The following is a 25,613-nucleotide window of genomic DNA, read 5'->3' as shown; positions in this document are numbered from 1 at the left end:
TTTTCTCTACATCCCCTCAAAACAATTGCGGACCAGTCTGGTCAAATGAATATTCGGCTGACGAACAGCAAAGTATATTACCGGGACGCGAGGGTGCACCGAACATGGGATACGATCCCCGCAGAGCCGCCCTCCTCACGCTCTCGTTGGGTGCCCTCCTGCTGGCAGCGTCGCTGATGCCGGCCGCCGGCCTCGGGTCGTTTCCGGGTGTCGAGGCCGAAGCAGACGCTCCCGACGCGCCGGACATCCCCGACACAGGATCGACCGATCCGGAGACGCCGACGGACACGACGACGCCGACGCCCACCCCGACGCCGACGGACACGACGACCCCGACGCCCACCCCGACCGAGACGCCGTCTCCGAACGTGAACGAGGACGATCAACAGGGAGACGACGAAGGTCTCGCGGTGATCTTCGGACCACTGATCGCCTTCCTCATCGTCGCTGTCTTCCTGTCGACAGTGTACGCAGGCGGTGTCGGAGTAGTCACACTGCTCGCCGGCCCGGCGGCGGCCGCGAAACTACCGTTCGGCGCTCGGATTCAGGCGCTTCCGCAGGCGACGATGGTGGCGCTGATCGGCCTGTCGGGCTCGCTCGCACAGTTCGCGCGCGGGCTCGGCGACACCGCTGGTGCGGTCACGACGGGGCTCGGTGGACTCGCCGACGTGGTCGGAACGGCGGGGCGTGGCCTCGGGGCACTGCTCGCCATGCCGGCGTCAGTCGGCCGGGGCTTCTCGGTGGGCTTCGGCTCGCTGTTCGGCTCGCTGTCGGCGCTCGCGAGCGGGAGTGCAACCCGTACGACAACGACAACGAGCGGGGCGAGCACCGACGCCCGAACGGCGTCGGCGGTCGAACCCGAGACGCCGACCGAGCCGGCCGAGGACGACGAGGAGCCGCCGTCGGTTCGCGAGGCGTGGGATCTGTTCACCGACGAGCTCCCAGTCCGGAGACTCTACGCGCGGACGCCCACGGAGCTACGAGACAGAGCGATCGAACAGGGTTGGCCGGCCGAGCCGGTCGAGGCGCTGACCGAGACGTTTCAGGAAGTCCGGTACGGTGAGCGCGGCGAGACCGACGCACGACTGCGAGCGGCACGAGAAGCGATCGAGCAACTGCGGCCACACTGGGGTGAGAACGAATGAGGCGGCGTCTGCTCGGTGGGGCGGCGGTGGCGACGTTCGCCGCCGCCGTCGCGGTCGTCGTGGTCCCGAGTCCGCCAGGGTTCGTCGAGCACTACGGTGACGTCCTCTCTGAGTCAGTCCTGCTCGGGATGCTCGCAGTCGTGCTCTCGGTAGTGGGGCTTCGCTACGGGCTCCGGACGGTCGTAAGACACGCCGACGAGCCGCCGTTCGACCAGCCGCCCGAGGAGGCGAGCGCTCACGAGGGTCGCCTCGCTGGCGGGAACATCGACGACCGATACGAGCGGCTGATCGACCGGGAGATCGATTCACCCCCCGTGTACGAGTACGCGTTCGATCAACTCCAGTCGGATCTCCAGGCCGCGGCGATCGAAGCAGTCGCGGACGCCGAGGACATCTCTCGGACGGCCGCTCGCGTACAGGTCGTTGAGGGGACGTGGAGCGACAACGTCCGCGCCCGGTCGTACCTTGGAACGCACGAACGGCCGCTGTCGATGCGAGTGCGCGACTGGGCCAGCGGTCGCGGGCTGCAGCGGCAGGTCGAGGCGACGATCGACGAGATCGAACGGATCGCAGCTATCCCGCAGGCACACCCGCCGCGAGCCGAGGATGCCGCGGCGCTGGAGGAAGAATCCGTTCGTGGCGGCGTCGAGGGCGGACAGCCCCCGTTGACCGACCAGTCCAGACACGTCGAAACGACGGTCACGACCGGTGACGCCGAGACGAGCGCCGATAGCCACTGGGAAGCGGGCGCAGTCGTCGCCATGCTGCTCGCTGGGCTGGGGTTCGTCCTGACGAACGTCACGCTCGTACTCGCGGCGATCGTGCCGGCGGCACTCGCGGTCTACGGTTCGCTGACGCGGCCACCGGATCTGGCCGTCGACGTCGAGCGGACCGTCGCCGACGAGTCGCCCGTCCCGGGTGAGCCAGTTCGGGTGTCGCTGACGGTCACGAACGTCGGCGAGCGTCCGATCGCAGAGTTGCGGGCGATCGACGGCGTCCCGGACTCGCTGCGGGTCGTGGCCGGCTCGCCGCGGCTGTGCGTCAGCCTCAAGCCCGGGGAGTCGGCGAGCGCGACCTATACGTTCGAAGCGCTCCGTGGCGAGCACACCTTCGAGTCGGTGTCGCTGTGGGCGCGCAACGTCAGCGGCGAAGTCGAGCGCTCGGTCGAGACCGATCTGGAGACGACGGTCCGCTGTCGGGACACCGTCGAGACGATGCCGACGACCGCACAGACGACGCCGTTCCAGGGGCGCATCGAGACCGACGCCAGCGGGGCCGGCCTGGAGTTTTACGCCACACGGGAGTACCAGTCGAACGATCCGCTCAACCGGATCGACTGGAACTACTGGGCCCAGACCGGCGACCCACGGACGGTCGAGTTCAGGGAGACCCGAGCGGGAACGGTCGTCGTCGTCCTCGACGACCGACGGGTCTCCAGGCAAGCCAGAGACGAATTCACGCCCGACGCCGTCACGCTCGGCCGGCACGCGGCGGTCCGAATCGCGAACGCACTGCTCGACGAGACGAACACCGTCGGTGGGGCGCTGTTGAATCGGCGGCGCTACGAGCGTCCGGGTCGTGGCCGCGACCAGCGACGACGTCTCCGGGAGTTTTTCTACCAGTCGCCGCAGTCTGCGGAGTCAGACAGTGGGTCGTCGTCCTCGCTCGAAGACGTCGAGAAGACGTTCTTCTCTACCAAGCGGTTCGGGTGGGCTCGGTCCGAGGAGCAGTCCCAGAGCCAGAGCGCGACAGTGCACAGGGGCAGCGGGATTCCGATGGGCGACGGCAGTGGCGGCATCCCGATCGACTGGCTCAGGGATCGACTCCCCGGTCGTGCGCAGGTCGTGTTCGTCTCGCCCCTGCTCGACGATGCGCCGCGGCAATTCCTCCGACGACTGCAAGCCGACGGTGTCGACGTGACCGTTCTGAGTCCGAACGTCACGACCAAAGAGTCGCCTGGCGGGACGGCGACACGGATCGAACGCCACGAGCAGATCCGCGAGTTACGCCGCCGACAGTGTCGCGTGATCGACTGGGAGATCGACACGCCACTGTCGGTCGCCCTCGAACGAGCCGAACACAGGTGGTCACGATGACGGAGCTCGATCGGAAACCGACGTGGCTGTCCAGTAGACTCGCCGGCGTGCTCGCGGCGGTCGTCGTGCTCGTCCACGGAATCGCGCTCGGCGAGCCGCTGGCAGCAGTCGTCGGCCTGGGCGGTGCGGTCGGTCTCAGCTGGGCGGCCGGGCGACTCGCGCGCGACCGGACGGCGGTCGCGCGAAACGACCGCGCCGCGACGGCAGTGTGGTTCGTCGCGAGCCTGTTCGTCCTGCTCGCGCCGGTGACGTGGCTCGATCCACGCGCGTTCGTAGTCCTCTATCTACCGCTGACGGGAGCCGTCTTCGTCGGGTTGGCAGGTACGGACGCGATCGACGGCGAGCACGCCGCCTCGATGTTCAGCGTCTGCTGGCGAACCCGGGACGTGTTCGCGCTCGGGGCGATCGTCCTGGGAGCGATACAGAGCGGCGCCGTCCTCGCGCTGGCGGCCGGCGGAACGCGAGTGCTCACGTCGATCCCGGCCAGTGGGCTTACCGCCGCGATCGTACTCCTGGAAGGGGTGCTGTACGGGGTGGTGATCGCCCTGCCAGCGGCGTTGCGCGAACTCGACGAACGGGTCGGGACTGACAGAGACGGGCGCGTCGCGACGGTCACCGTCGGCGACGAGCCGATCGAAGAGTCACTCGACGCTGTCAGTTCGTGGATCCACGATAATCGCCTGCTGGTCGTTGTCCAGCTCGGGCTGGTGGTCGTCGGTGGGTCGTTCCTCGAGCGCACCCTGCTGGCGGCCGGTCCGGTCGGGCACACGGTCGTCTCCGTCTTCACCTCGGGAGTGTTGCACGTGCCGCTACTGGTGGTCGTCGTGCTGTCTGCGCTGGTCCTCGGCGGGGCGTTCGTCCACGAGATTCTGACGACGCGAGCGTGGATCGACCCGCCGGCGCTGGCGACCGACGCTGCCGGCAGCCTGCTCGTGCTCGGCGTGATCGGTACAGTTTCGCTCGCCGTCCCGGACGTGCTCACCGACGTGGTGTTCTCACCGACGGCCGAGCAACTCGGACTGTTCTACGGCCCGGGTGCGATCATCCTGCTCTGGATGGCGGTGGTCGCGCTGTGTCTGCCGATCGTCCTCAGTCTGGCCACCTACGTCGCCACCCTCACAGGCCTCTCGTCGGATCGTTCCGCCGGCTTTCTGGTCGGTTCGGCGCTGGTACTGACCGGCTCGGTCGTCGCGGCCGAAGCGGGACTGTCAGCGCTGGTCGTGTTCGTCGGCGTGGCCGCGGCCGTACTCGTCTGGGAGTTCGGCGAGCAGGCGAGCTATCTCGGGACGGTCATCGGGAGTGACGGCGTCAGCGACGGCGTCGAGACGGTCCACGTGACGGCCGCAGTCGGCGTCGCTGCCGTCGGCGTCGTGGTCGCGAGCGGCGTCGGGTACGTGGTCGGGCCGCTCTCGGTCGGGGCAGAACGAGCGACGCTCGCGATCGCGCTCTCGCTGGTCGCCGCCACCTTCGTCCTGGTGGCGGCGTCAGAAGACGAAGCGACTGATTAGCTCCCGTCCTCGGGTTCGATGTAGACTTTCTTGACGAACGTCTCGGCTGCCATCAGCTCGTCTTCGATGGCGGTGATGCGGTCGTCCATCTCGGCGGTCGCGATCCCGGGTTCGAACGCTACGTCGGCAGTCACCACCAGACGGCCGGGCCCGAAGAAGACCGTCCGGAAGTCGACGATTTCGGCGACGCCCTCGGCGTTCTCGATGATGTCGTAGAGCTTTCGTTCGTCGTCCTGTGGAAGGCTCTCGCCGAGGATCAGACGTTTGTTCTCCCAGGCCAGCGCGAGCGCGAAGCCCATGAGCATGAGCCCGATCAACAGCGCGGCGGCGGCGTCGAAGACCGGGTTGTGCGTGACCTCGGTGAGATAGACGCCGAAGAGCGCGATCCCGGCCCCGGCGAGGGCGATCGTGTCCTCGGTAAAGGCCGTCAACGTCGTGACGTCGCTGGTCTTGCGGAAGGCCTCGCGGTAGCCGCTCCAGCCGTGGGTCTCGATCTGTCGCGTGAGTTCCTGGTTGGCCTTGTACAGCGCCCAGAGCTCGAAGACGATGGCGCCGAGCAGGACGGTGTAGTTGACGTAGATCGGCGGGAAGGTCTGGCCGAGCAGCGTCACCGACTCGACGCCGCCGCCGTGACCCCCGTGGACCAGTTTCTCGTAACCGTGTTTGGCCGACTCCCAGCCGGCGATCCCGAACAGGAGGACCGAGACGAGAAAGCTATAGAAGAACTGGGCTTTCCCGTAGCCGAACGGGTGCCGTCGATCGGCGTCCTGGCTACTGTAACGGATTCCGATCAGCAGGAACACCTGATTGCCCGTGTCGGAGATCGAGTGATACGTCTCCGAGAGCATGGCGGCGCTCCCGGTCAACAGAAACCCCACGAACTTCATGATCGCGATCGCGCCGTTGGCGATCAGCGCGGCGATCACGACTCCCTTGCTGTTTCCGGCCATCAGGCCATCCTGCTCAAGGGACCGGTATAGAAGTATTGATACGATTCGCGGCCGACCCCCGGATATGCTCGTCTGTCTCGGGGATACCCACGGCCAGACCGACCATCGACTCGCCGGCCGAGCGCACCAGGCCGTCCGCGAGGCCGACCACGTCGTCCACACCGGCGACTTCACGACCGCAGCTGTCTACGAGGTGTTTGCCGAGCAATCGGGTGCTGATCACGGCGGTGCACCGCTGTCTGCCGTCCACGGGAACAGCGACGAGCCAACGCTGGCAGAACGACTGCCGTCGACGCTCGTCGTCGACCACGAGGGGGTGCGACTGGTCGTCGTCCACGGCCACGAGCACACAGCGACTGGCCTCGGCTTACTCGCACGCCAGGAAGACGCCGACGTGGTCGTCGTCGGACACACGCACAGGCCGATGATAGAGCGGACGGACCACTGTCTGGTGGTCAATCCGGGAAGTCACGCTGACCCGCGAGGAACCGCGCCCACGCACGCAGAAGTGACACAGGGGGAGCACGGGGCGATGATCGAGCTTCGGGCGCGCGACGGGTCCCTCGTGGCCGAAGAGACGATCCAGACGTGATCTATCGTCACTGCTGTAGGTCCGTTCCGACTCGATCGCACGGTGGCGTGCGATCACAGCGGGCCGTCGCTACAGCACTCACGATCACAGCGGGCAGGCCGTGTCGGGTGGGAGGGCCGAAACGGGTCAGCGCATCCTGTCCTACCGAGGCCATCATAAAGGTCGTGGCGGAAGCTCAAACAGCGCTTTGAGCTAGCGATTCCTGGCGTACCAGACGCCCAGCCACAGTGAGAGGACGACCAGCCCACCGAGGAAGAAGGCCAGGCCGGGTTCGAGTCCGGTGGCCGCGGCGGTGTCGGCTGCCTGGGACGCGTTGCCTCCGGTCTGGATGACGATCTCGTCGGCAAAGGCCGTGACGTTGTCTCCGATCTGGTACTCTGTCCCGTTTCCGGTCGTGATCGAGGTGACGTTGTCCTCGAAGACGAACTCGTACCCGCTCTCGTTCACGACAGTGACGTTTTGTTCGGAGAACGTGACGACAGAATCGGTGAGCTGGTGCGTCTCCGTGGCACCAGGAGTCGTCTGTGGGGCTGCCGTCTCACGCGCACCGGTCGGCGTCGCGGTCCCGGCGGCGGGAGGACCACCGGCAGGTGCGTCCGCACCGCCAGTCGCTGCGGGGTCAGTGGCTTGGCCACCACTGCTGCCGTAGAGCTGTTGGATCGCGAGACTACCGACCGCGAGCGCGCCGAACCCGCCGAGGAATCGCGAGAGTGCGGCCTTCAGACCGCTGCTCTTGTCCTCGTCGCCGGCGAAGATGACCAGCGGTTCGTCCGCGGGTGCGTAGACGTCCATCTCGCGGCCTTTCGCCGAGTAGGCGGTGTCGACGACCGACACCGCGCCGGCGCTCTGGAGCTTTTCGAGGTGGTACTGTGCGTTCTGGAGGGACGTGTCGACGCGGTCGGCAAGCTTCGAGGGCGGAGCCGGCTCTTCGTGAAGTTCGGCCAGGAGCTTTCGGGCGGTCTCGGAGGAGAGCGCGGAGATTACGTCGTCGGCGTCGTCGCTGTCGACGCCGATCACCCGCGGCTCGGCGTCGGAGTCGGCAGCCGACGTATCCGGTTCGGAGGGCAGCAGCGACATCGTGAGAGGCTACACCATGCCGGTGTAAGAATCTTGTCCGTCGCGACGGCGGCCCGAAAGGTCTTTTTTCTGGGGCTGGATACCGACATCTATGTACACAGTCCTCGTCGAACTCCTTGGCGTCGAGGTCGACCCCGTCCTCGTCGGCATCGTCGCGATCATGCTCGGGTTCGTCTTCGCCCTCTATCTCATGCTGCGCCGGACAGTCACCGGCTTCCAGGAAGGGATGCAAGAGAGTCGCGGTCGGAAATAATCGTACGACTTCAGACGCGACTCACCCGTTCGATCGCAGTCTCGATAGCCGCGTCGTCGACGTCCCAGTGCGTACAGAACCGGATCGTCTTCTCGCCGAACGCGACGCCAGCGACGCCCTGTTCCTCGAGCGCGTCGAGGACGGTCGCGGCCGGCTCGTCGGTCTCGACCAGCACGATGTTCGTCTCCGGCTCGCGAGCACCGAAGCCATCGATATCGTCGATTCCAGCTGCAAGCTCACGTGCGCGGCGGTGGTCCTCGTGAAGTCGCTCGCGATTGTCGAGCGCGAGCAGGCCGGGTGCGGCGACGATCCCGGCCTGCCGCATTCCACCGCCCATGAGTTTTCTGACACGGCGTGCGCGCTCGACGAATTCGGTGCTGCCGGCGAGCATCGACCCGACGGGTGCGCCCAGTCCCTTCGAGAGACAGCACATGACAGAGTCGACCTCGCGGGCGATCCGACTCGCCGGGACGTCCAGTGCCGTGGCGGCGTTGAACAGTCGGGCACCGTCGAGGTGGACCGGGACGTCGGAGTCGTGAGCGGCCTCGGCGGCGGCGTCGATTTGCTCGGGCGCGATCGCAGTCCCGCCTCTGGCGTTGTGGGTGTTTTCGAGGACGAGCAGTCCGGTTCCCGCACGATGGCCGTCGGCCTCGACGTGGCCCGCGTGGACCTGTTCGGGGTCGACGACACCCCTTGGCCCGCCGTCGATGGTTCGGGCCTGGACCCCGCTGTGCTGGGCGATCCCACCGAGTTCCCACTTGTACGTGTGACACTCCGTTTCGAGGAGGACTTCCTGTCCGCGTTCGGTATGAGCTCGGACGGCGATCTGGTTTCCCATCGTCCCCGAGGGCACGTACAGCGCCGCCTCTTTGTCCAGAATCTCGGCCGTACGAGCCTCGAGTTCGTTGACGGTCGGGTCCTCGCCGTAGACGTCGTCGCCGACCTCGGCGCTGGCGGCGGCTTCGCGCATCGCCTCGCTCGGTTTCGTGACGGTATCGCTGCGGAGGTCGATCATAGGTCGGGTTCGCGGGCGGGAAACAAAAAGACTGACCGCGTCGTGGAAAGAGCTATCCGGAACCCGTCCGTCGTCGGACCCGATGGACGAGGAGACGGCGAATCGACGGTCGATCCTGGCGGTCGCCGGTGTCGCGAGCCTCTGCTGTATCGGCCCCGGGACGGCGGCGATGGTCGGCGGCGCGGGCGGAGCGACGACGGGCACGCTCGGTGGCGGGCTCGTCGAAATGAGTGCGACGGCACTGGCGCTCGCGCTCGCCGCTGTCGTGATCGGTCGTCGTAGAGACTGCGAGTCCTGCGACTAGCGGTCGGCGTCTCGGAGATCACTTCGTTAGCGAGACCAGGACGAACACCATGCCACTCGAGACGATCGCGGCCTGGATGAGCCCGGCCGAGACGAGCGAGGTTCCAAACACGAGGTGGATGAGACCCTCACAGATCGCGCCCGCGCCGATGAATACGAATCCCACGGCGACGTAGAGCATCGGCTGGCTCTCGTTACGCCGGTAGCCGTGGTATGCGAGGTACGAGACGGCCAGGGAGAGTCCGAGCGTGACGAGCTTCGCGAGAATGAACGGCGTCTCGATCACTGCTCACCCCGCATCCCGTCCCACAGGGCCGTGAAGTTGTCCGCGAGTTCGTCCCGCGTCTGTAGCGAGAGATCCAACTCACCGTCGGTGAGATCGACGTGGATCTCCTCGAGCGTCGTCTCGAACTCACGTCGATGGGCTCCATCCGGCCCGATCGATTCGCGTTCCTCCAAGAGGTCGTGTGCCTTCAGCGTCGACGCCCGACGGTACACTGTCGCCAGCGACGCGTCACAGGCGTCACTGAGCGCCTTGGCCGTCATCGGTTGTCGATCGGCCGCCATCAGAATCCGCCGAGCGTACTCGTCTGCCAGTACCTGAAAGAGGTCCGGCAAGTCGGACGCTCTTTCGTCTCGCATAGCCGTTTCAAGACTACGTATGAAGAAATAGGCCACGGTTTCCCGAACCCCTTCACCTGTCGAGGACCGAACGAGAGTCACGGCTCGCACACCGAACACGTCCGTCGGTGGCGAAGGTGAATGAGGCCGGCCAGCAGTGCGACCGAGAAGACACCGAGAAGCGGTCGCAGCGGATCGAAGTAGGTCATCAGTGCTGACGAGCTAAACAGCGCGAGGAGGAAGACGTTACAGATCGGACAGCCGACCGCGAGAAATCCGCCGACCAGTCCACCCATCATCACGCGGTCTTCGTTCTTCGAGGGCGAGGTCCGGTCGCCGCCGGGAACCGTCGTCGCCACGCGCTGGGCGGCATAGACGCCCGCGAGCAGCGCCGTCGAGACGAGAAACAGGTAATCGACGGCCGTTCTGGGGACCATCCGAACGTACAGCGGGTTCGGGATCAGCCCGGTGACGACGCCGAACAGCGAGAACACGCCGATCGCGGTGGCCGTCCCCCACGCGATCGCTCGGCGGCTCGATCCGATCGTCCGGACGAACCCCGCACCGATCATTCGACCACCTCCCCGGCGAGACACCGATCCGGGCGGCCGGCCCGCCCCAGGAAGAACGCCAGCAAGGCGAGACCACCGACGCGGACGAGCATCCCGTCATAGGGGAGGACCGCGACGCCGCCGACGAAGCCCAGCGTGCCCAGCAGACCGGCGCCACAGCTGGCACAGCCCGACGCGAGAAAGGCCGGCAGCACGCCGGAGAGATCGGTCAGACTCGAACGGCCGACCGTCCGGAGTCGAGCAGCAGTGTTGACGACAGCGACACCAGTGAACGTAGCATACGCGGCGATGATCGCCAGTCCCACCAGGCCGTCGCTCCGGTACACTGTTTCCGTGAGCGAGACGACGACGAAATCGATCCAGTGCAGTCCGTCGCCGAGCATCTGCATGGAGAACTCGGGCATCGTACTCAGGATCAGGAGGACGTACGTCAGTGAAGCCGTGATCGTCACGCCGACCGTGCCGCGCCACGTCTCGAACGGATAGGCGACCGCTGCACCGAGGTTTCGCAGAGAGGTACTGAATCGGTTTCGCGCGTCCATCTGGTGGAAGCACGGGGCGGGGACTGAAAGCTCCGACTCCTCTTTGCTGAGCCAGCAAACCGTCGAACCCGTTTACGGGGCCGAGCGGAAACGACGAGTATGGCTTTCGATTCCCCCTCTCGGCGTGCGTTTCTCGCCGGTTCGGCCGTCGCGGTCGGCGGCGGTGCGATCTACTATTTCGGGCAATCAGACGGAAGTACCGCCCACGGACTGTCACCCAGATTTCACGCGAGTGACGAGGAGTCGGCGATCGGACTCGATCTGGCGGGGAAACCGATCATGGGCGCAGCCGACGCACCGATTACGATCTACTACTGGACGGACTTCCAGTGTCCGTTCTGCGAGCGATTCGAGCGCGAGACGCTGCCCGACCTCGTCCGAGAGTACGTCAGTTCGGGTCGAGTCCGGATCGTCTTCGTGGCAGTGCCGTACTTCGGAGCGGACTCGCTGACAGCCGCAGTGGCGTCGAAGTGCGCGTGGCGACAGGTCCGTGACGACGACCCCGGGACCTACTGGAACTGGCACACGAGGATCTTCGAGAAGCAGGGCCGGAAGAACTCGGGCTGGGCGTCGGCGGATCGACTCCTCGCGTACACGCGATCGGTCTCTGGCGTCGACGCTGACCGTCTCTCGCAGTGTCTCGCGGACCGACGGTCGACGCTCGAATCGCAGGTCAGCGCAGACGTGGAATTCGCCCGATCGATCAGAGTCAGGGCGACCCCGACGTTCATCGTCTACGACCCGGCAGCGGAGACGGGCGGCAGGCTCGTCGGAGCCCAGCCGATCGAGCGATTCGACGACGCGATCGACCGCGTCGAGAACGCCTGATCACCTGCTTGGGAATCGGCCTGCCGAGACCGATCGGGCCCTCGTGCGCGGCGTCGTCGAAGCCCATCTCGTCCTCGACGAACTCACGGACCTGCTCGACCGCGTCGGTGTCTTCTTCCCACTCGAGGCCGGCGTAGACGTCCTCGGTGTTCTCCCGGAGGGTCGCCATGTCCATTCCTCGGGTGCCTTCACGGGCGAAGGGGAGCCGACCGACGCGGGCACTGAGTGACACTAGTTTACCGGAAGGCTATACAACGCCCAGGGCCGGAGAGATTGTATGGACGAGGACAGCGCCGGGGGAGAGCGACGGTCGACGGGCCTGCCGTTCTGGTTCGGCGAGGACAAGCCAGTCGTCCGTCGGATCGGTGAACGCGACCTCTACCTGGGCAACTGGCAGGCCGCCGACCCGGAACGCTCCGACCAGGCGTTCGATCACGTGGTGTCGGCGACCTTCCGCGAGTATCCGCGAACGACCCACCACCACCCCATGGCCGACGGCCCGGAGACCGACTGGGAGACGTTCGCGGCCGCCGTCGACGACGCTCGATCGTGCTACCGAGCCGAGGGATCGCTGCTCGTCCACTGTACGGCCGGCGTCTCCCGGAGCAGCTCGATACTCGGGACGTTACTCGCCGTCGAGGAGGGGTTGGCGCTCGAAGCGGCATTAGATCTCGTCCGCGAGGCCAGGCCGTGTGCGACGCCGCACCCGGCACTCCACTCGCTGGCGGTGCTGTACGTCGCTGCGGAAGCCTAATTGACACCTGCCCCGTCTGTCAGAGCGGTTCCTCACCGTCGATGATCCGCTTGGCGCGGGCGGCCAGCGCAGGCACGCCATCGTCCATCTTCTCGTAGAGGGGGTCGTCGCTGTTGCCCTCCAGATAGCGCCGGAAGAACATCTCGCCGAGGCCGGCGAGCTTGTAGACCGCGAGCGTCCGGTAGAAACGGTCGTGTTCGTACTCGATTCCGGTCTGGGACTCGTAACGCTCGACCAGCTCTTGCCGGGTGGGGTAGTCCGCGTGGCTGACGAACGTCGAGACGAGATCCGTGGGAGGTTCGGGATCCTTCTCGTCCCACCAGAAGGAGAGCAGCCACCCCAGATCGGTCAGGGGATCCCCGAGCGCGCTGAGCTCCCAGTCGAACACGCCGACGATCTCGGGAGGCGTCCCCGGACCGAACATGACGTTGTCGAGTTTGTAGTCGCCGTGGACCAGCGTGTGTGGGTGTGATTCGGGGGCGTTGTTCTGGAGCCATTCCATCACCTCGTAGAGCACCGGAATTTCGCGTTCCTCGGACGTGCGGGCGAAGGCCCAGGTGAGCTGTTCGCTCCAGCGTTTCACCTGGCGCTGGGTGAACCCCTCCGGATGGCCGAAATCGTCGAGACCCACAGCTTCGATGTCCACCTGGTGGATCTCGGCGAGGCCGTCGACGAGCTCCTGGCCGACGCGCTGGCGGTGGGTGGGGGTGGCGAATCGTCCGGGCTCGCGCTCGCGGATGACGTCACCGTCGAGGCGCTCCATGATGTAGAAATCGCTGCCGATGACGTCGTGATCCTCGCAAGCGGCGACCGTCGGCGGGACCCGCACAGGAGTCTCCTGCAGGGCGTCGATGACCCGGTACTCCCGGAGGACGTCGTGGGCGGTCGCGGCGGTCTCGCCGGGCGGCGGGCGTCGAATCACGAGTTCGGCGTCGCCCCAGGTCACGAACAGCGTCTCGTTGGAGTGACCCTGTTCGTGGCGCTCGACAGCGTAGGTGTCGGCCGGCCCGAGTTCGGATTCGAGGTAGGTCGCTAGCGCGTCTTCGTCGACGATCCGGTCGAGGTAGCTATCGTCGGGCACGCTGCTCACCCCGGATCTTGGCCGTCTGTGTACTGTCGAGCATGGATAGCACTCGCTACCGACGCCACGGACAAAACGATTGGCGCTGTGAGTGGTTCACAGATGGATCGGCATCTCTGGTCGGGCCCACGATTTACAATGTCGCCAGCCGAATCCCGGCTATGGTGGTCTCCTATGCGGATTCGGATCGAGCCCAGGAACTCGGTGAGCGGGCGCGACAGTTCGTCGACGAACAGGTGATCCCGGTCGAGCGCGATCACCTCGGCGAGGGGCCGGTATCGGAGTCGGTCATCGACGACCTCCAGCAGACCGCCCGCGACTACGGGGTCTACTGCCCCCAGATTCCCGAGGAATACGGCGGGATGGGCGAGGATTTGCGTGACGTGCTCCCCCTGTTCGAGGCGGCTGGGCGCAGCCTGCTCGGGCCGACAGTGATGCGCGTGGCCGCACCCGACGAAGGGAACATGCATACCCTGGAACTGGTGGGGACGGACGAGCAGAAAGAACGGTGGCTCGAACCGCTCGTGGCGGGTGAGATCGACTCAGGGTTCGCCATGACCGAACCGATGCAGGGTGCGGGGTCGGACCCGAAGATGTTGCAGACCACGGCCGAGAGAGACGGCGACGACTGGGTGCTCGACGGCCACAAGTGGTGGACCACGGGCGGCGTCGACGCCGACCTCTATCTGGTGATGGCCCGCACTGATCTGGACGCTCATCCCTACGAAGGGAGTTCGATCCTGCTGGTGCCCGCCGACACCGACGGCGTCGAGATCGTCCGCGACATCCCGCACATGGGCCAGGACCTCGTCCCCGAAAACCACGCCGAGATCCGCTTCGACGGCGTTCGCGTCCCCGCCGAAAATCTCCTCGGCGCACCGGGAGCGGGCTTCGCCATCGCCCAGCAGCGCCTCGGCCCGGCCCGGCTCACCCACTGCATGCGCTTCTCGGGGATGGCCGAACGCGCGCTCGACATCGCGACGGCGTACACGAGCGAGCGCGAGGCCTTCGGTGAGTCGCTCGACGAGAAGCAAGCCCTCCGATTCGAGGTCGCCGACGCAGAGATCGAGTTACACGCCGCCCGGTCGATGGTTCGCCACGCCGCCGAGAAACTCGCCCGGGGCGAACAGGCCAGAACCGAAGTGGCGATGGCGAAGGTGTACGCCGCCAACACCGCCCAGGACGTGATCGACTTCGCCGTCCAGGCCTGCGGGGCAAACGGCATCGGCAAAGACCTCCCGCTGGCGGACTTCTATCAGGCAGTTCGCGCGTTCCGAATCGTCGACGGCGCCGACGAGGTCCACCGGCGCTCGGTCGCACGCGAGGCGTTCGCGGCTGTCGATCCGAGCGAAGTCGAGCACGTCACGCGATTTTAGATCACAGGAACCGACGGCCCCTCATCTTGCTCGCTAGCAATTACAGCTACTGGAAACAACGCTTCCTCGAAAGCCCTCACCACGGTCGCGGTCGCTGTGGAGCATATTCTCGTTCGCTTCGCTCACTCGAATAGGGGCTCCACAGCGACTCCACTCATTTCGTTCGACGCGAGCGTGGTTCGCCCTTTCAATCCTCCAGGGGGCTGCAACCGCAATATTGTGGCCCCACACCTCCCCAGTTCCGGCGCGTTGGCGCCGCGAGAGCAAGCTCTCGCGAGCCCTGCGTCGCTTCGCTCCGCAGGACGCCGGAACACGCTTCCTGACCGCCCCGCCGTGGCCGGGAAGCGCGTTTCAGCGCGCGACCCGGGGAAGGGCAGGCCTGCTGTGCGGTGCTGCTGTTGTCCCTGGTGGATTGAAAGGGCGAGACTCGCTGGCGCTGAAAGAGCGTCGGTGAGCGACCACTATCCGAACGCAGTGAGGATATGTCGCTCAGCGGCCGCCAGCGAGGCGAGGGCTTTCCCTGCTTGTTGACGTTGCAGTCTCCGATTCCTAGCCAGCGAGGCGAGGGCTTTCCCTGCTTGGGGGCTGCTGCGTCAACTCCTAGCCAGCAAGAGAAAGGGGTCCACGTGACGAGAGCTTCTCGAGGTTCTGGCGGCTGTGCCGCCAGAGGACGAAAAACGTTCTACGAGAGTTTTTCGATGTTCTCGATAACGGCCTCGGCAAACTCCGTCGTCGAGACCTTCTCGGCGTCGTCGAGGTTGCGCTCGAGATCGTAGGTCACGGTACCGGAGGAGATGGTCTCCTCGACGGCGTCTTTCACGAGGTCGCCGGCGTCCTTCCAGCCCATGTAGTCGAACATCAGGCAGCCCGAGAGCATGAGCGCGGTCGGGTTGGCCTGGTCCTGACCGGCGCGTTTCGGCGCGCTGCCGTGGACCGGCTCTGCGAGCACGCGGGCGTCACCGAAGTTCGCACCGGGTGCGATGCCGAGGCCGCCGATCTGTGCACCGGCGGCGTCGGAGAGGTAGTCGCCGTTGAGGTTCGGCATCGCCATGATGTCGAACTCGTCGGTGCGCAGCTGCATCCACTGGAGCATCGCGTCGGCGAGGCGCTCCTCAACCATGACGGCGCCCTCGGGGATGTCGATGTCCTCCTGGGTCTCCCACAGCGAGTCGGGCGCGGCGAAGACTTCGTCGTCGGGGTACTCCTCCTCGGCGACTTCCATGCCCCACTCGGAGAACTGCCCTTCGGTGAACTTCATGATGTTCCCCTTGTGGACCAGCGTGACCTTGTCGCGGTCGTGTTCGAGCGCGTAGTCGATAGCCTTCCGAACCAGCCGTTTCGAGCCTTTCTCCGTGATCGGTTTGATCCCGATGCCGATCGGACCGTCGTGCATGACTTCGTCGAAGCCCATCTCGTCTTCGACGAACTCGCGGACCTGCTCGACCTCGTCGGTGCCCTCTTCCCACTCGATGCCGGCGTAGACGTCCTCGGTGTTCTCCCGGAAGGTCACCATGTCCATCTCCTCGGGGGCCTTCATCGGCGAGGGGACGCCGTCGAGGTAGTAGGTGGGGCGGACGTTGGCGTAGAAGTCCAGCGTCTGGCGGAGCGCGACGTTCAGGCTCCGGAAGCCGGCACCGACGGGCGTCGTGAGCGGGCCCTTGATGGCGACGCGGAACTCGTCGATGGCGTTGACGGTGTCCTCGGGGAGGTTCTCGTCGTATTTCTCGCGGCCGGACTCGCCGGCGTAGACGCGCATCCAGGCGATGTCGTGGCCGGTGGCTTCGGCGGCGGCGCTCAGGACCTTCTGAGCGGCGGGGCCGACGTCCTTGCCGATCCCGTCCCCGTGGATGATGGGGATGATCGGGTTCTCGGGGATGTCGAGTTCGTCGTTGTCCTCGTCAATGACTTCGATCGCGTGCCCGTCCTCGGGCACTTCGACCTTGTCGTAGTCGTAGCTCATTATCGTCTACACGGACGCCCAGGCCGCCTAAAAGGCCTATCATTCCGTCGCGTGTCAACGGTCGACAGCGTGTTCCGGGTTTGTTCTGCGGGGGCCGAGAGTGCTGCGGCTACCGGGTCGAATAAAACGGAAAAGTGGTGGGTCGATTACGCGTCGGGGCCGGTGAACGTCGTCAGCGTCGAGGAGTCACCGTCGCCAGGGTCGTAGATGACGTCGATGTCATATGCGGAGCCCGGACCTGGGCTGTCGACTACGAAGTTCATTCCAGCCGTCAGTTCGCTCTCGGCATTCGTGCTGCCGTCGTAGTTATTCAAGCTCTGATCCAGCGTAGCGCCATCACCGGTGCCACGCAGGTAAACATCGCCTGCCTCAACGGTGTCGCCGACGTTAGTCACCGAGATTGTGAGCGACGGCGTATCCGAGTCATAATCCTCACTGAACGTGATCGACGGTGCGGTGTTACCTGTACTCTGCCCGAGTCCGAGGACGAACGACGCGATGACGGCCGCGAGAATGACCGTGATCGCGACCATCAGAATTACGCCGATGACCGGACTGACTGCGTCGTCGTCTGTAAAGAACTGTTTCAGTTTCATGGTTGGTTTGTGTTCTTGCACACGCCAGCGCGCTCCGGTGGATCGAACGACCGATCCACGTCGGCTTGCCCGACTGTGCCCGCTCGGCGTGCCTGGCACATCCTGTATCGGGGTCGTACATAAAGATTTGCCATCGTTCTGCTGAAACTGCCGCCCTCTGGCGTTTTTCTGAGGGTGAAAAGACCCAAACCGTATTCTCAGTCGGGAAAACGACCCGCTGAGTCGGCGTATCCTCATTATTGTTAATGATTTTTAAGGGCAGGAGTTACTCGTGCGTAGCGAATCACAAACCCTACTATCGGGGGCAGGCGAGGTCCAGGCATGGAAATCGGTGTACTCGGACTCGGACGGATGGGGCGAATCGTCGCCGACCGACTGCGCGAGGGCGGTCACGAGGTCGTCGGCTACGACGTCGACCCCGACACAGTCGCCGCGGCGGCCGAAGATGGTATCACGCCCGCGGAATCGATCCCGGATCTGGCACAGCAGCTGTCGGCTCCCAAGCGCATCTGGCTGGTCGTGCCCTCGGGCGACCCGGTCGACGCCGCGCTGGACGAACTCGACCCGCACCTCGACGAGGAGGACATCGTGATCGACGGCGGCAACTCCTACTTCGAGCACTCGATCCGGCGCGCGGAGTCGATCGACGCGGCGTATCTCGACTGCGGGACCAGTGGCGGGCCTGCCAGCGCCGAGGCGGGCTTTTCGATGATGGTCGGCGGCCCGGAGTGGGCCTACGAAGGGTTGGTGCCGGCGTTCGACGCGGTCGCGACCGGGCCGGCGGGCCACGACCGGATGGGACCGGTCGGGTCGGGCCACTACGTGAAGATGGTCCACAACGGCGTCGAATACGCACTGATGCAGGCCTACGGCGAGGGCTTCGAGTTGCTCGCGAACGGCCGGTACGATCTGGACCTGGAGGCGGTCGCGCGCACGTGGAACAACGGTGCGGTGATCCGCTCGTGGCTGCTCGAACTCTGCGAGGAGGCGTTCCGCGAGGAGGGCAACGACCTCGGCGACGTCGCCGACCACGTGGCCGGTGGTTCGACCGGGACCTGGACCGTCCAGGAGGCGCTCGAACAGGAAGTGCCGGTACCGCTGATCTACCAGGCGCTGGCCGAGCGCTTCGACTCCCGGGCGAGCGGTGATGGTGAGGGGCGATTTGCCCGGCGGCTGGCCAATCGGCTGCGGTACGGGTTCGGTCGGCACGAGGTCGCGCGCCAGGATTGAGACGACCGCGGGACCGCGACCCTGCTGTGGAAACAACAGTTAGTTAAACCCCTGTTCCGTAGCCGGCCACATGGTTCAGACACTGGGTGTCGCGCTCGGGCTCGCGATGACCCTCGGTGCGGTCGTGCTCCACTTCGCGAAGGGCACGGGCTGGGAGGCGACCGAGGACATCTCCCAGGACGTGCTCGAAAAACGGGCCGCGTCCGTCCCGGAGACGGACTTTCCCGAGCCGTACAACCGCGGTATCGGCGGCGGTGCACCGGCCGGCGCGATCGCGACGGGTGAGTCCGAGGGCGAACTCGCAGAGGGCGAGGAAGAAGAGGCGGGCTTCGACCCCGACGCGATCAGCGAGGACGAGGTCGAGTACTTCGAGATCGAGTTCGCCAAGGAAGGCGAGACGATCGAAGTCGCGAACAACGAGACGCTACTGGAAGCCGGCGAAGACGAGGGCTACGACATGCCCTACGCCTGCAGACAGGGGCAATGTCTCTCCTGTGCGGGCCACATCGATGGCGGCCCTGCGAGTGATTTCATCCAACACAGCAACAACGAGACCCTCTCCGACGACGAGATGGAGAAAGGCTACTGCCTGACGTGTACGGCCTACCCGACGACGGACTTCACGCTGGAGACCGGCGAGCAGCCCTGACACGACGAGTATACGCGGCAGTCCGAGATCTGTTTTCGCGGGCACGACGCTCAGAGGACAGAGTGTGTGGTTCCGGATTAAGTTGGCAGAGGTTTTGGCAGTGAGCGGGTCTCCTTCCGCGCTAATGCATGCGTTCTGCCCGATAGTTAAGATTCTGAATCGCTGCTTCGAGTGAGTCAAACGTCTCTGTATGCTGGTGTTCTACCGAGTATTCGTGGCCTTGGACACTTCGTACGTGGAGTTGATCAACGTGATACGTGCTCGATAGAAGTCCACTCTTCAGCCCAACTCGAAGGCCACTGAACGGCCCGTCACCGTGACCTGTGTGCGGATGATGAAACGAAATCGACCAGTGAAACGAATCGCTCGCACCATCGACGCACATCTCTTCGAGAATTCGAACTGCGTTCCGGCGGATCTCGTCAACAGGATCGTCGTTCATACGAGTATGCTCGAAGAGTATCACTAAACTATTTGCTACGAATTATCGCCACCGATAACCCACGAGGGACGGGCCAATCCGGAACGACACACGACAACGGTAGTTGTTACAGACGACACCCCAAAAGAATTATATTGACTGACTGGTTAGTCAATACGCTGGCGGGGCTTTCCCCACCGGTCGTATGACAGCGGTAACGGATATGTCAGAGGCACTCGGTCTCTCCTTCCGTTCCTTTCGATATCGTGTCGACCGAGACCGCCAGACATATAACTGTCTCCGTCACATTCCAAGATAGTTAGTATGCGAGTAACAACAACGTTAGAACGCGAGGTGAGACGGTGAGCGCGGTCGATCGAGTCGTCGGCGCAGTGACGAGCCACACGCGGATCGCGATCGCCGTGATGGTCCTCCTGACGCTCGCGATCGGCGCGGGGGCGGGGGCAGTCGAACAGGAGTCCTCTCTTGGGCAGTTCCAGTCAGATACGCCGGAATTGAAGGCGTCGAACTACATCGATGGCAACTTCACGACTGGCTCGGAGAACGCGACATCGGTACAGGTCATCGTCAGAGGCGACAACGTCCTCTCGAAGTCGTCGCTGATCGAGATGCTGGAATACCAACAGCGCCTGCGCGCCGACTCCAGAGTGAGTGGATCACTGATCAACGAGTCCGCGGAGCAACCACCGACGGTCGGCGTTCCGAACGTGCTGGCTCAGCGTGCGATATTCGAGCAGACCAACCGGACACTGACCCGAACGGACAGTGCGATCCAGCGGGGGATTCAGACGGCCGCCACAGACACGGAGACACCGACCAGAGCTGTCTTCGATCAGTTGAATTCGAGTACGCCGATCAGGCTGGGCGACACTGACTACGGGCAGTTCGAAGCCGCAGTCCAGGCGTTCCGCAACGCGACGAGCCAACAGGAGCGAGCCCAGATCGCCGCGGACGCGGCAGACGAGATGCTGGCCGAGGAGTGGCAAGCACTCAGGAGCGGGAGTGGCAGCGGCGAGGTATCCCTCGATCGGCAGATACAGGCACTGGAGCGACTGAACGCCACGCAGATCGACGGACTCATCGGTCGAACACTCGATCCTGAACAGAATCCGAGGGCCGACCAGGCGCTCGGATTCATGCCGACCGGTGGCTACTACGAGCCGGGGTCGAACACAGCCGACGCGACGGTCATCCTGGTGACCCAGCAGACCGATTCGCCGGCAGTCGGCGGTGGTACGGCGACCCAGGAGATCACCGACGCCCAGCTAGCGATGCAGGAGGTCGCCGACGATACCGAGGGCGAACTCTCGATGGTCATCTTCGGCAGCGGGATCATCACCGACGAGATCAACCAGTCGATGACCGACAGCATGACGATCGTCGGCCCGCTGGCGCTGTTATTCGTGCTGATCGCGCTGGCGGTCGGCTACCGTGACCTGCTGGACATCATCCTGGGCGTCGTCGGAATCTTCGCGGTGTTGATCTGGACGTTCGGCTTCATGGGCTGGCTGGGGATCGACTTCAACCAGATCTTCATCGCCGTGCCCGTCCTCCTGATCGGGCTGTCGATCGACTACGCGATCCACATCTTCATGCGCCACCGCGAGGAGCGCTTCGAGATGGGCAACGGCGACCTCCGCGGGTCGATGAAGGTCGCGCTCTCCGGCGTCGGCATCGCGCTAGCGCTGGTAACCGCGACGACGGTCATCGGCTTCATGTCGAATCTCATCAGCCCGCTGCCGCCGATCCAGGACTTCGGCGTCGTCTCCTCGTTCGGGATCCTGGCCGCCTTCCTGATCTTCGGTGTGCTGACGCCCGCGCTGAAGATCGAGATCGACGGCTTCCTCGAGAATCGAGGATTCGACCGGAAGAAACGCGCCATCGGGACCGGCGGGGGGCGACTGAGCGACGGCCTGAAGATCGGGTCGATCGGGGCCAAGCGGTCGGCCTACGTCGTGATCGCGATCGCGCTCGTCGTCAGCGCACTGGGCGCGTACGGGGCCACGCAGGTCGATACGTCCTTCTCGAACGAGGACTTCCTGGCCGACGATCCGCCCGACTGGCTGAAAGACCTCCCCGAACCGTTCGCGCCGGGCGACTACCGGACCAAACAGAACCTGGAGTTCGTCAACGAGCGATTCCAGCGCGAGGACTCACAGGCGGACATCCTGATACGAGGGGACGTGGCCGCAGACGGATCGCTCGATCGGATCAAAGCGGCACAGACCGAAGCGGCGACCTCGAACGTGACCCTGAAGCTCTCGGGCGGACAGGCCTCGGTCCAGACGCCGCTGACGGTCATCAACGAGACGCTGGCTGGCACGAACGGGAATAGCGAGTTCAGGGAGGTCGTCACCGCAGCCGACACCGACGGCGACGGGATCCCCGAGGAGAACCTCACGCGCGTCTACGACGCGCTGTTCGAGGTCAACCCGCAGAGTGCTGGCAACGTTCTCTACCGGACCGAAAGCGGCGCATACGAGGCCGCACGGATCAACGTCGGGATCAAGGGGACTGCCAGTGGGTCGGAAACGACGTCCGAGATGCGAGCCGTCGCCACGTCGATCGAAGACGGGAGCGAGTTGCGAGCGGTCGCGACGGGCCAGACGATCCTCTTCGAGATCGTCCAGGACCAGTTGCTCGACACCGTCATCGAGAGCCTGCTGATCACCCTCGTCGCGATCATCGCGTTCCTGATGATCGTCTATCGGGTGACTGACGGCAGCGCGACGCTCGGATTCGTCACGCTCTTGCCTGTGGTGTTGAGCGTCGCCTGGATCCTGGGAACGATGTACCTCGTCGGGATCCCGTTCAACGTCCTGACGGGGATGATCACCAGCCTCACCGTCGGGCTGGGCGTCGCCTACAGTATCCACATCTCGGAACGCTACAACCAGGAGCTGGACCGCCACGAGTCGGCCTGGGAGGCGCTCGACCGCTCCGTGACCGGTACGGGTGGCGCGCTGCTGGGAAGTGCCGCGACGACCGTCGGCGGCTTCGGGACGCTGGCGTTCGCGCTGCTACCGGCGCTCCAGCAGTTCGGGATCATCACCGGCCTGACGATCATCTACGCGTTCCTCGCCAGCGTGCTCGTCCTGCCGAGCCTGCTCATCGTCTGGACGCGCTTCGTCGGCCCGAGTGAGAAACTCGACGTCGAATCGACGGCCAGCCAGACGACCGAAGTCCCGACCGACGACTGAATTTCAGCCGTTTCCTAACTCGTTTGGGTGCACTGGCATATGCACGTGGACGAACAGTGGGATATGGCAATCGAAGAGACCACGTTCGACGGCGACGGTTCCTACGAGATTCGGGCGGACGAGCGGACCAACACGCTGTACTTGTCGTTTAGTGGCGCGCTGGAAGAACAGCAAATGAAGGTCGCAGCCGACGAGACGCTCGCTGCGGCCGGAGAGCTGGACTCGGGCTTCGCGATCATCAACGACATCTCGACGTTCCGACCACCTTCACCCGAGGCGGCCAAACCGATTCAGGACGCCCAGCAACAACTCAAAACGATGGACGTCGGTGACGTAGTCCGAGTCGTCGGTGACGATACCAGCGCCGTCGTGCAGAACGCCTTCCAGCGACGGTCACGAAAGGCGGGCTACGAGGGGAAGACGGCCGCGACGGTTCAGGCGGCCGAACGGCAGCTCGGGCAGTAAGTACGATCGATTTCACGCGCGGTAGCGTTCCAAACCGTTTATACTGGCCGGGAGGCAACGACGCGACATGGCGAAAGAGCAGACTGAGGTTCGCGAACTCGACGAAGGAAGCTACGTGATGATGGACGACACGCCGTGTAAGATCACTGCCTACAGCACGGCCAAGCCCGGCAAACACGGCAGCGCGAAAGCTCGGATCGAAGGCAAGGGCGTCTTCGACGGCAAGAAGCGCTCGCTCAGCCAGCCCGTGGACGCGAAGGTGTGGGTCCCGATCATCGAGCGCAAGCAGGGCCAGGTCGTCAACGTCGACGGCGACGAACTGCAGGTCATGGACCTCGAAACCTACGAGACCTTCGTGATGGTCACGCCCGACGACGCGGACGTCAGCCCCGACGACGAGATCGAGTTCCTCGAGTACGAGGGTCAGCGCAAGATCGTCTGACTGTGGTTGCAGGATTCCCGGGCGCGAACGCCGACCGTGACGTTGCCGAGTACGTCCTCGTCGGCGCGCCGCTGGATCGGTCGACGACTTACCAACCGGGGACGCGCTTCGGGCCGCGACGGATGCGCGCTGTCGCGGACTCCTTCGAGGACTATGACCACTACACCGAGAGCCGTTTTACCGATCTCGCCGTCCACGATCACGGCGACGTCCGGCCGGGTGGTGACGTCGAGGAGTACCTGACCTTTCTCTCGGGGACGGTCGCCGACGTGCGAGACGACGGAGCGACGCCACTCGTCCTGGGTGGCGAACACACCGTGACGGTCGCGGCGGTCCGGGCGCTCGAACCCGACGTCGTGGTCTGTCTGGACGCCCACCTCGACCTCCGTGAGTCGTTCGGCGGCGACCCCTACAGCCACGCAACGGTGAGCAGACACGCCCTCGACGTCGCCGAGGAAGTCGTGATCCTGGGCGGCCGTGCCGGGAGCGAAGCCGAGTGGGAGCGCGCCGAGCGTGAGGACGTAACGGTCGTCCCGCCGGACGCGGTCGAAGAGTGGGAACCGGACGTCGGCGATCGGGAGGTATACCTGAGCGTCGACATCGACGCCGCGGATCCGGGCTACGCACCCGGGACCGGGACGCTCGAACCGTTCGGACTCGCCCCCCGAGAGATGCAGCGAGTGGTCCGGGCGGTCGCACCCAAGGCAGTGGGGTGTGACATCGTCGAAGTCAACGATCGGGACGACGGCCAAGCCGCAGTCCTCGGATCGAAACTCCTCCGGGAGTTCGTCTTCGCGCACGCGGACGCCGTGGCTGATGGCGACGACCGCTGACGTACAGCTGCCATATTTCGAACATATTACTTTTGCCACGGGAGGCCGATACACGTCGTATGGACCGACTCTCGTCGTGTTATTTCTGCGGCGACGCGGTCGACGCCGCACTCGAAGAGTATCCCCTCGTCGATCACGACCGCCATCCCGACGTCGAGACGGACCAGCGGATCGTCCTGTGTCCGACCTGTCGGCGGAAACTGACAGCCGTGGTCGAGCAGGTGTTAGAAGCCGCGCTGAATGGCGAGACGCCAGACGTCGAGGCAGGCGGAGTGGCAGATTTAGGAGACGACTCGGAACTGGTCGACCTGGACGAGTCGCTCGAACAGGCCGACAACGGCGAGGAGATGACCGCGACCAGCGTCGAGCGGGTCGGCGACGAGAACGAGCGAACCTACGCGAGTTCGACGGCTGCGAGCGATCTATCCTCGAACGACGAGGAGACGGGAGCAGGCGACGGTCCCCAAGAAAGCGCCTCCGACGCCGACGAGCGGGATATCGACGACGAAGACGAGTCGACCACGGCGGAGAGAGACGACGGAGGCGCTCGAACCGAAGAGGAGACCAGCCAGGATCATCAGCCGTCTCAGGAGCAGGAACAGACCGTCGGAGAGCAGGGGTACACGCGCGCGGAGCACAACAAGGTGGTCAAACTATTGCAGAACCGGGAGTTCCCCGTCGAGATCGAGGAGATCACCGTCGTGGCCCGGAGCGCCTACGGGATCGACCGGGACACGACTCACGCGATCCTGGAGGCGCTGATCGAGCGTGGTGTCGTCGAGGACCGCGGTGATCGGCTCGTCCGGGCGTAGAACCTGTTCGGTATTCAATACATAAGAGACATCGTCCGTGCGTTGCGTGGAATCCGCCGATACAGACTGCTGGCGCCCGTTCTGTTCCTCGTGTGGGTGGTCATGTTGACCGTCACGGCGCCGATACTTTCGCTGGTCGGCGTACCGCCACAGTACGCTGCCGGCGGTGTCAGCGTCGTGTTTTTCGTCGCGTTCTGGGCCGTCGGACTGGACTACGTGCTCGACCTGGGCATTATTTTCGGCGATGGAACCGGCGAATCGTGATAGTGGC

Annotated in this window: 27 protein-coding genes and 1 pseudogene; 17 read left to right on the top strand and 11 right to left on the bottom strand. The window is 64.9% G+C overall.

Annotated elements, in window-relative coordinates; all coding sequences use genetic code 11:
- Positions 1–104: 104 nt before the first annotated feature.
- The 3 genes from DV733_RS12010 to DV733_RS12000 are packed head-to-tail and all read left to right on the top strand — an operon-like array spanning position 105 to position 4,749.
- Positions 105–1,145 (top strand): DUF4129 domain-containing protein, encoded by a 1,041-nt coding sequence (locus DV733_RS12010; protein ID WP_049994475.1) that lies wholly within the window; start codon positions 105–107, stop codon positions 1,143–1,145.
- Positions 1,142–3,241: a DUF58 domain-containing protein gene (locus DV733_RS12005; RefSeq protein ID WP_049994476.1), complete on the top strand. Its 2,100-nt coding sequence runs from the start codon at positions 1,142–1,144 to the stop codon at positions 3,239–3,241. The genes DV733_RS12010 and DV733_RS12005 overlap by 4 nt, the downstream gene beginning before the upstream one ends.
- Entirely contained in the window at positions 3,238–4,749 is a 1,512-nt protein-coding gene (locus DV733_RS12000; protein WP_136342343.1) for a DUF7519 family protein, read from the top strand. The genes DV733_RS12005 and DV733_RS12000 overlap by 4 nt, the downstream gene beginning before the upstream one ends.
- Here DV733_RS12000 and DV733_RS11995 read toward each other — a convergent pair.
- The gene (locus DV733_RS11995; RefSeq protein WP_049994478.1) at positions 4,746–5,699 is read right to left on the bottom strand and encodes a cation diffusion facilitator family transporter; all 954 of its coding nucleotides are present in this window, start codon (positions 5,697–5,699) and stop codon (positions 4,746–4,748) included. The genes DV733_RS12000 and DV733_RS11995 overlap by 4 nt on opposite strands.
- Positions 5,700–5,763: 64 nt before the next feature.
- On the opposite strand from DV733_RS11995, the gene DV733_RS11990 reads away from it, so the two are divergent.
- The gene (locus DV733_RS11990) at positions 5,764–6,291 is read left to right on the top strand and encodes a YfcE family phosphodiesterase (RefSeq protein WP_049994479.1); all 528 of its coding nucleotides are present in this window, start codon (positions 5,764–5,766) and stop codon (positions 6,289–6,291) included.
- 192 nt (positions 6,292–6,483) lie between these two features.
- On the opposite strand, the gene DV733_RS11985 is transcribed toward DV733_RS11990, so the two are convergent.
- Positions 6,484–7,368, bottom strand: a complete 885-nt coding sequence (locus tag DV733_RS11985) for an ArsR/SmtB family transcription factor (protein ID WP_079979484.1) — start codon at positions 7,366–7,368, stop codon at positions 6,484–6,486.
- 91 nt (positions 7,369–7,459) lie between these two features.
- Here DV733_RS11985 and DV733_RS17355 point away from each other — a divergent pair, with 91 nt between their 5' ends.
- Entirely contained in the window at positions 7,460–7,621 is a 162-nt protein-coding gene (locus DV733_RS17355) for a DUF7859 family protein (protein ID WP_170178703.1), read from the top strand.
- 10 nt (positions 7,622–7,631) lie between these two features.
- Here DV733_RS17355 and DV733_RS11980 read toward each other — a convergent pair whose 3' ends face one another.
- Complete coding sequence (locus DV733_RS11980) at positions 7,632–8,636, bottom strand: threonine aldolase family protein (protein ID WP_049994480.1); 1,005 nt, start codon at positions 8,634–8,636, stop codon at positions 7,632–7,634.
- A gap of 82 nt (positions 8,637–8,718) precedes the next feature.
- Between DV733_RS11980 and DV733_RS11975 the strand changes: the two genes are divergently transcribed.
- Positions 8,719–8,940 carry a hypothetical protein gene (locus tag DV733_RS11975; RefSeq protein ID WP_049994481.1) on the top strand — a complete coding sequence of 74 codons (222 nt, stop codon included), beginning with the start codon at positions 8,719–8,721 and terminating at the stop codon, positions 8,938–8,940.
- An 18-nt stretch (positions 8,941–8,958) separates the two neighbouring features.
- On the opposite strand, the gene DV733_RS11970 is transcribed toward DV733_RS11975, so the two are convergent.
- From DV733_RS11970 to DV733_RS11955, 4 genes are all read right to left on the bottom strand, one after another.
- Positions 8,959–9,225 carry a DUF7521 family protein gene (locus DV733_RS11970; protein WP_237560505.1) on the bottom strand — a complete coding sequence of 89 codons (267 nt, stop codon included), beginning with the start codon at positions 9,223–9,225 and terminating at the stop codon, positions 8,959–8,961.
- Positions 9,222–9,581, bottom strand: a complete 360-nt coding sequence (locus DV733_RS11965) for a winged helix-turn-helix domain-containing protein (protein ID WP_049994482.1) — start codon at positions 9,579–9,581, stop codon at positions 9,222–9,224. The genes DV733_RS11970 and DV733_RS11965 overlap by 4 nt, the downstream gene beginning before the upstream one ends.
- A gap of 77 nt (positions 9,582–9,658) precedes the next feature.
- Positions 9,659–10,132, bottom strand: a complete 474-nt coding sequence (locus DV733_RS11960; RefSeq protein ID WP_049994483.1) for a hypothetical protein — start codon at positions 10,130–10,132, stop codon at positions 9,659–9,661.
- Entirely contained in the window at positions 10,129–10,674 is a 546-nt protein-coding gene (locus DV733_RS11955; protein WP_049994484.1) for a hypothetical protein, read from the bottom strand. The genes DV733_RS11960 and DV733_RS11955 overlap by 4 nt, the downstream gene beginning before the upstream one ends.
- A gap of 99 nt (positions 10,675–10,773) precedes the next feature.
- Between DV733_RS11955 and DV733_RS11950 the strand changes: the two genes are divergently transcribed.
- The gene (locus DV733_RS11950) at positions 10,774–11,502 is read left to right on the top strand and encodes a DsbA family protein (RefSeq protein ID WP_049994485.1); all 729 of its coding nucleotides are present in this window, start codon (positions 10,774–10,776) and stop codon (positions 11,500–11,502) included.
- Here the strand turns inward: DV733_RS11950 and DV733_RS17750 are convergent.
- Positions 11,492–11,709, bottom strand: a pseudogene (locus tag DV733_RS17750) (NADP-dependent isocitrate dehydrogenase); the annotation flags it as partial. The gene DV733_RS11950 and the pseudogene DV733_RS17750 sit on opposite strands and share 11 nt — an antisense overlap.
- Positions 11,710–11,779: 70 nt before the next feature.
- Between DV733_RS17750 and DV733_RS11940 the strand changes: the two are divergent.
- Positions 11,780–12,256 (top strand): dual specificity protein phosphatase family protein, encoded by a 477-nt coding sequence (locus DV733_RS11940; RefSeq protein WP_049994487.1) that lies wholly within the window; start codon positions 11,780–11,782, stop codon positions 12,254–12,256.
- Positions 12,257–12,275: 19 nt separating this feature from the next.
- Here the strand turns inward: DV733_RS11940 and DV733_RS11935 are convergent, their stop codons facing one another.
- Positions 12,276–13,337, bottom strand: coding sequence for a phosphotransferase family protein (locus DV733_RS11935; protein WP_049995318.1), 1,062 nt, complete (start codon positions 13,335–13,337; stop codon positions 12,276–12,278).
- 161 nt (positions 13,338–13,498) lie between these two features.
- On the opposite strand from DV733_RS11935, the gene DV733_RS11930 reads away from it, so the two are divergent.
- Complete coding sequence (locus DV733_RS11930; RefSeq protein ID WP_049994488.1) at positions 13,499–14,713, top strand: acyl-CoA dehydrogenase family protein; 1,215 nt, start codon at positions 13,499–13,501, stop codon at positions 14,711–14,713.
- A gap of 682 nt (positions 14,714–15,395) precedes the next feature.
- On the opposite strand, the gene icd is transcribed toward DV733_RS11930, so the two are convergent.
- Positions 15,396–16,673: an isocitrate dehydrogenase (NADP(+)) gene (icd, locus tag DV733_RS11925; protein ID WP_049994489.1), complete on the bottom strand. Its 1,278-nt coding sequence runs from the start codon at positions 16,671–16,673 to the stop codon at positions 15,396–15,398.
- Positions 16,674–16,819: 146 nt separating this feature from the next.
- A complete protein-coding gene (locus DV733_RS11920) occupies positions 16,820–17,269 on the bottom strand; it encodes a type IV pilin (RefSeq protein WP_049995319.1) in 450 nt (149 codons plus the stop codon).
- 321 nt (positions 17,270–17,590) lie between these two features.
- Between DV733_RS11920 and gnd the strand changes: the two genes are divergently transcribed.
- From gnd to DV733_RS17145, 8 genes are all read left to right on the top strand, one after another.
- On the top strand, positions 17,591–18,499 hold the full coding sequence (gene gnd / locus DV733_RS11915; protein ID WP_049994490.1) for a phosphogluconate dehydrogenase (NAD(+)-dependent, decarboxylating): 909 nt from the start codon (positions 17,591–17,593) through the stop codon (positions 18,497–18,499).
- Between the two features lie 70 nt (positions 18,500–18,569).
- Positions 18,570–19,148, top strand: a complete 579-nt coding sequence (locus DV733_RS11910) for a 2Fe-2S iron-sulfur cluster-binding protein (protein ID WP_049994491.1) — start codon at positions 18,570–18,572, stop codon at positions 19,146–19,148.
- A gap of 783 nt (positions 19,149–19,931) precedes the next feature.
- A complete protein-coding gene (locus tag DV733_RS11905; RefSeq protein WP_049994492.1) occupies positions 19,932–22,790 on the top strand; it encodes an efflux RND transporter permease subunit in 2,859 nt (952 codons plus the stop codon).
- Between the two features lie 39 nt (positions 22,791–22,829).
- Positions 22,830–23,255 carry a hypothetical protein gene (locus DV733_RS11900; RefSeq protein ID WP_049994493.1) on the top strand — a complete coding sequence of 142 codons (426 nt, stop codon included), beginning with the start codon at positions 22,830–22,832 and terminating at the stop codon, positions 23,253–23,255.
- 67 nt (positions 23,256–23,322) lie between these two features.
- Positions 23,323–23,697 (top strand): translation initiation factor IF-5A, encoded by a 375-nt coding sequence (locus DV733_RS11895; RefSeq protein ID WP_049994494.1) that lies wholly within the window; start codon positions 23,323–23,325, stop codon positions 23,695–23,697.
- 2 nt (positions 23,698–23,699) lie between these two features.
- Positions 23,700–24,530, top strand: coding sequence for an agmatinase (gene speB, locus DV733_RS11890; RefSeq protein ID WP_049994495.1), 831 nt, complete (start codon positions 23,700–23,702; stop codon positions 24,528–24,530).
- Positions 24,531–24,589: 59 nt separating this feature from the next.
- A complete protein-coding gene (locus tag DV733_RS11885) occupies positions 24,590–25,342 on the top strand; it encodes a hypothetical protein (protein WP_049994496.1) in 753 nt (250 codons plus the stop codon).
- A 102-nt stretch (positions 25,343–25,444) separates the two neighbouring features.
- Positions 25,445–25,606, top strand: coding sequence for a hypothetical protein (locus DV733_RS17145; RefSeq protein WP_154019531.1), 162 nt, complete (start codon positions 25,445–25,447; stop codon positions 25,604–25,606).
- Positions 25,607–25,613 lie beyond the last annotated feature (7 nt).

This window comes from Halapricum salinum, assembly GCF_004799665.1.
Classification (GTDB): domain Archaea; phylum Halobacteriota; class Halobacteria; order Halobacteriales; family Haloarculaceae; genus Halapricum; species Halapricum salinum.
The sequence above is the reverse complement of the archived record's forward strand: the minus strand, read 5'-3'. Positions and strand labels throughout refer to the sequence as shown.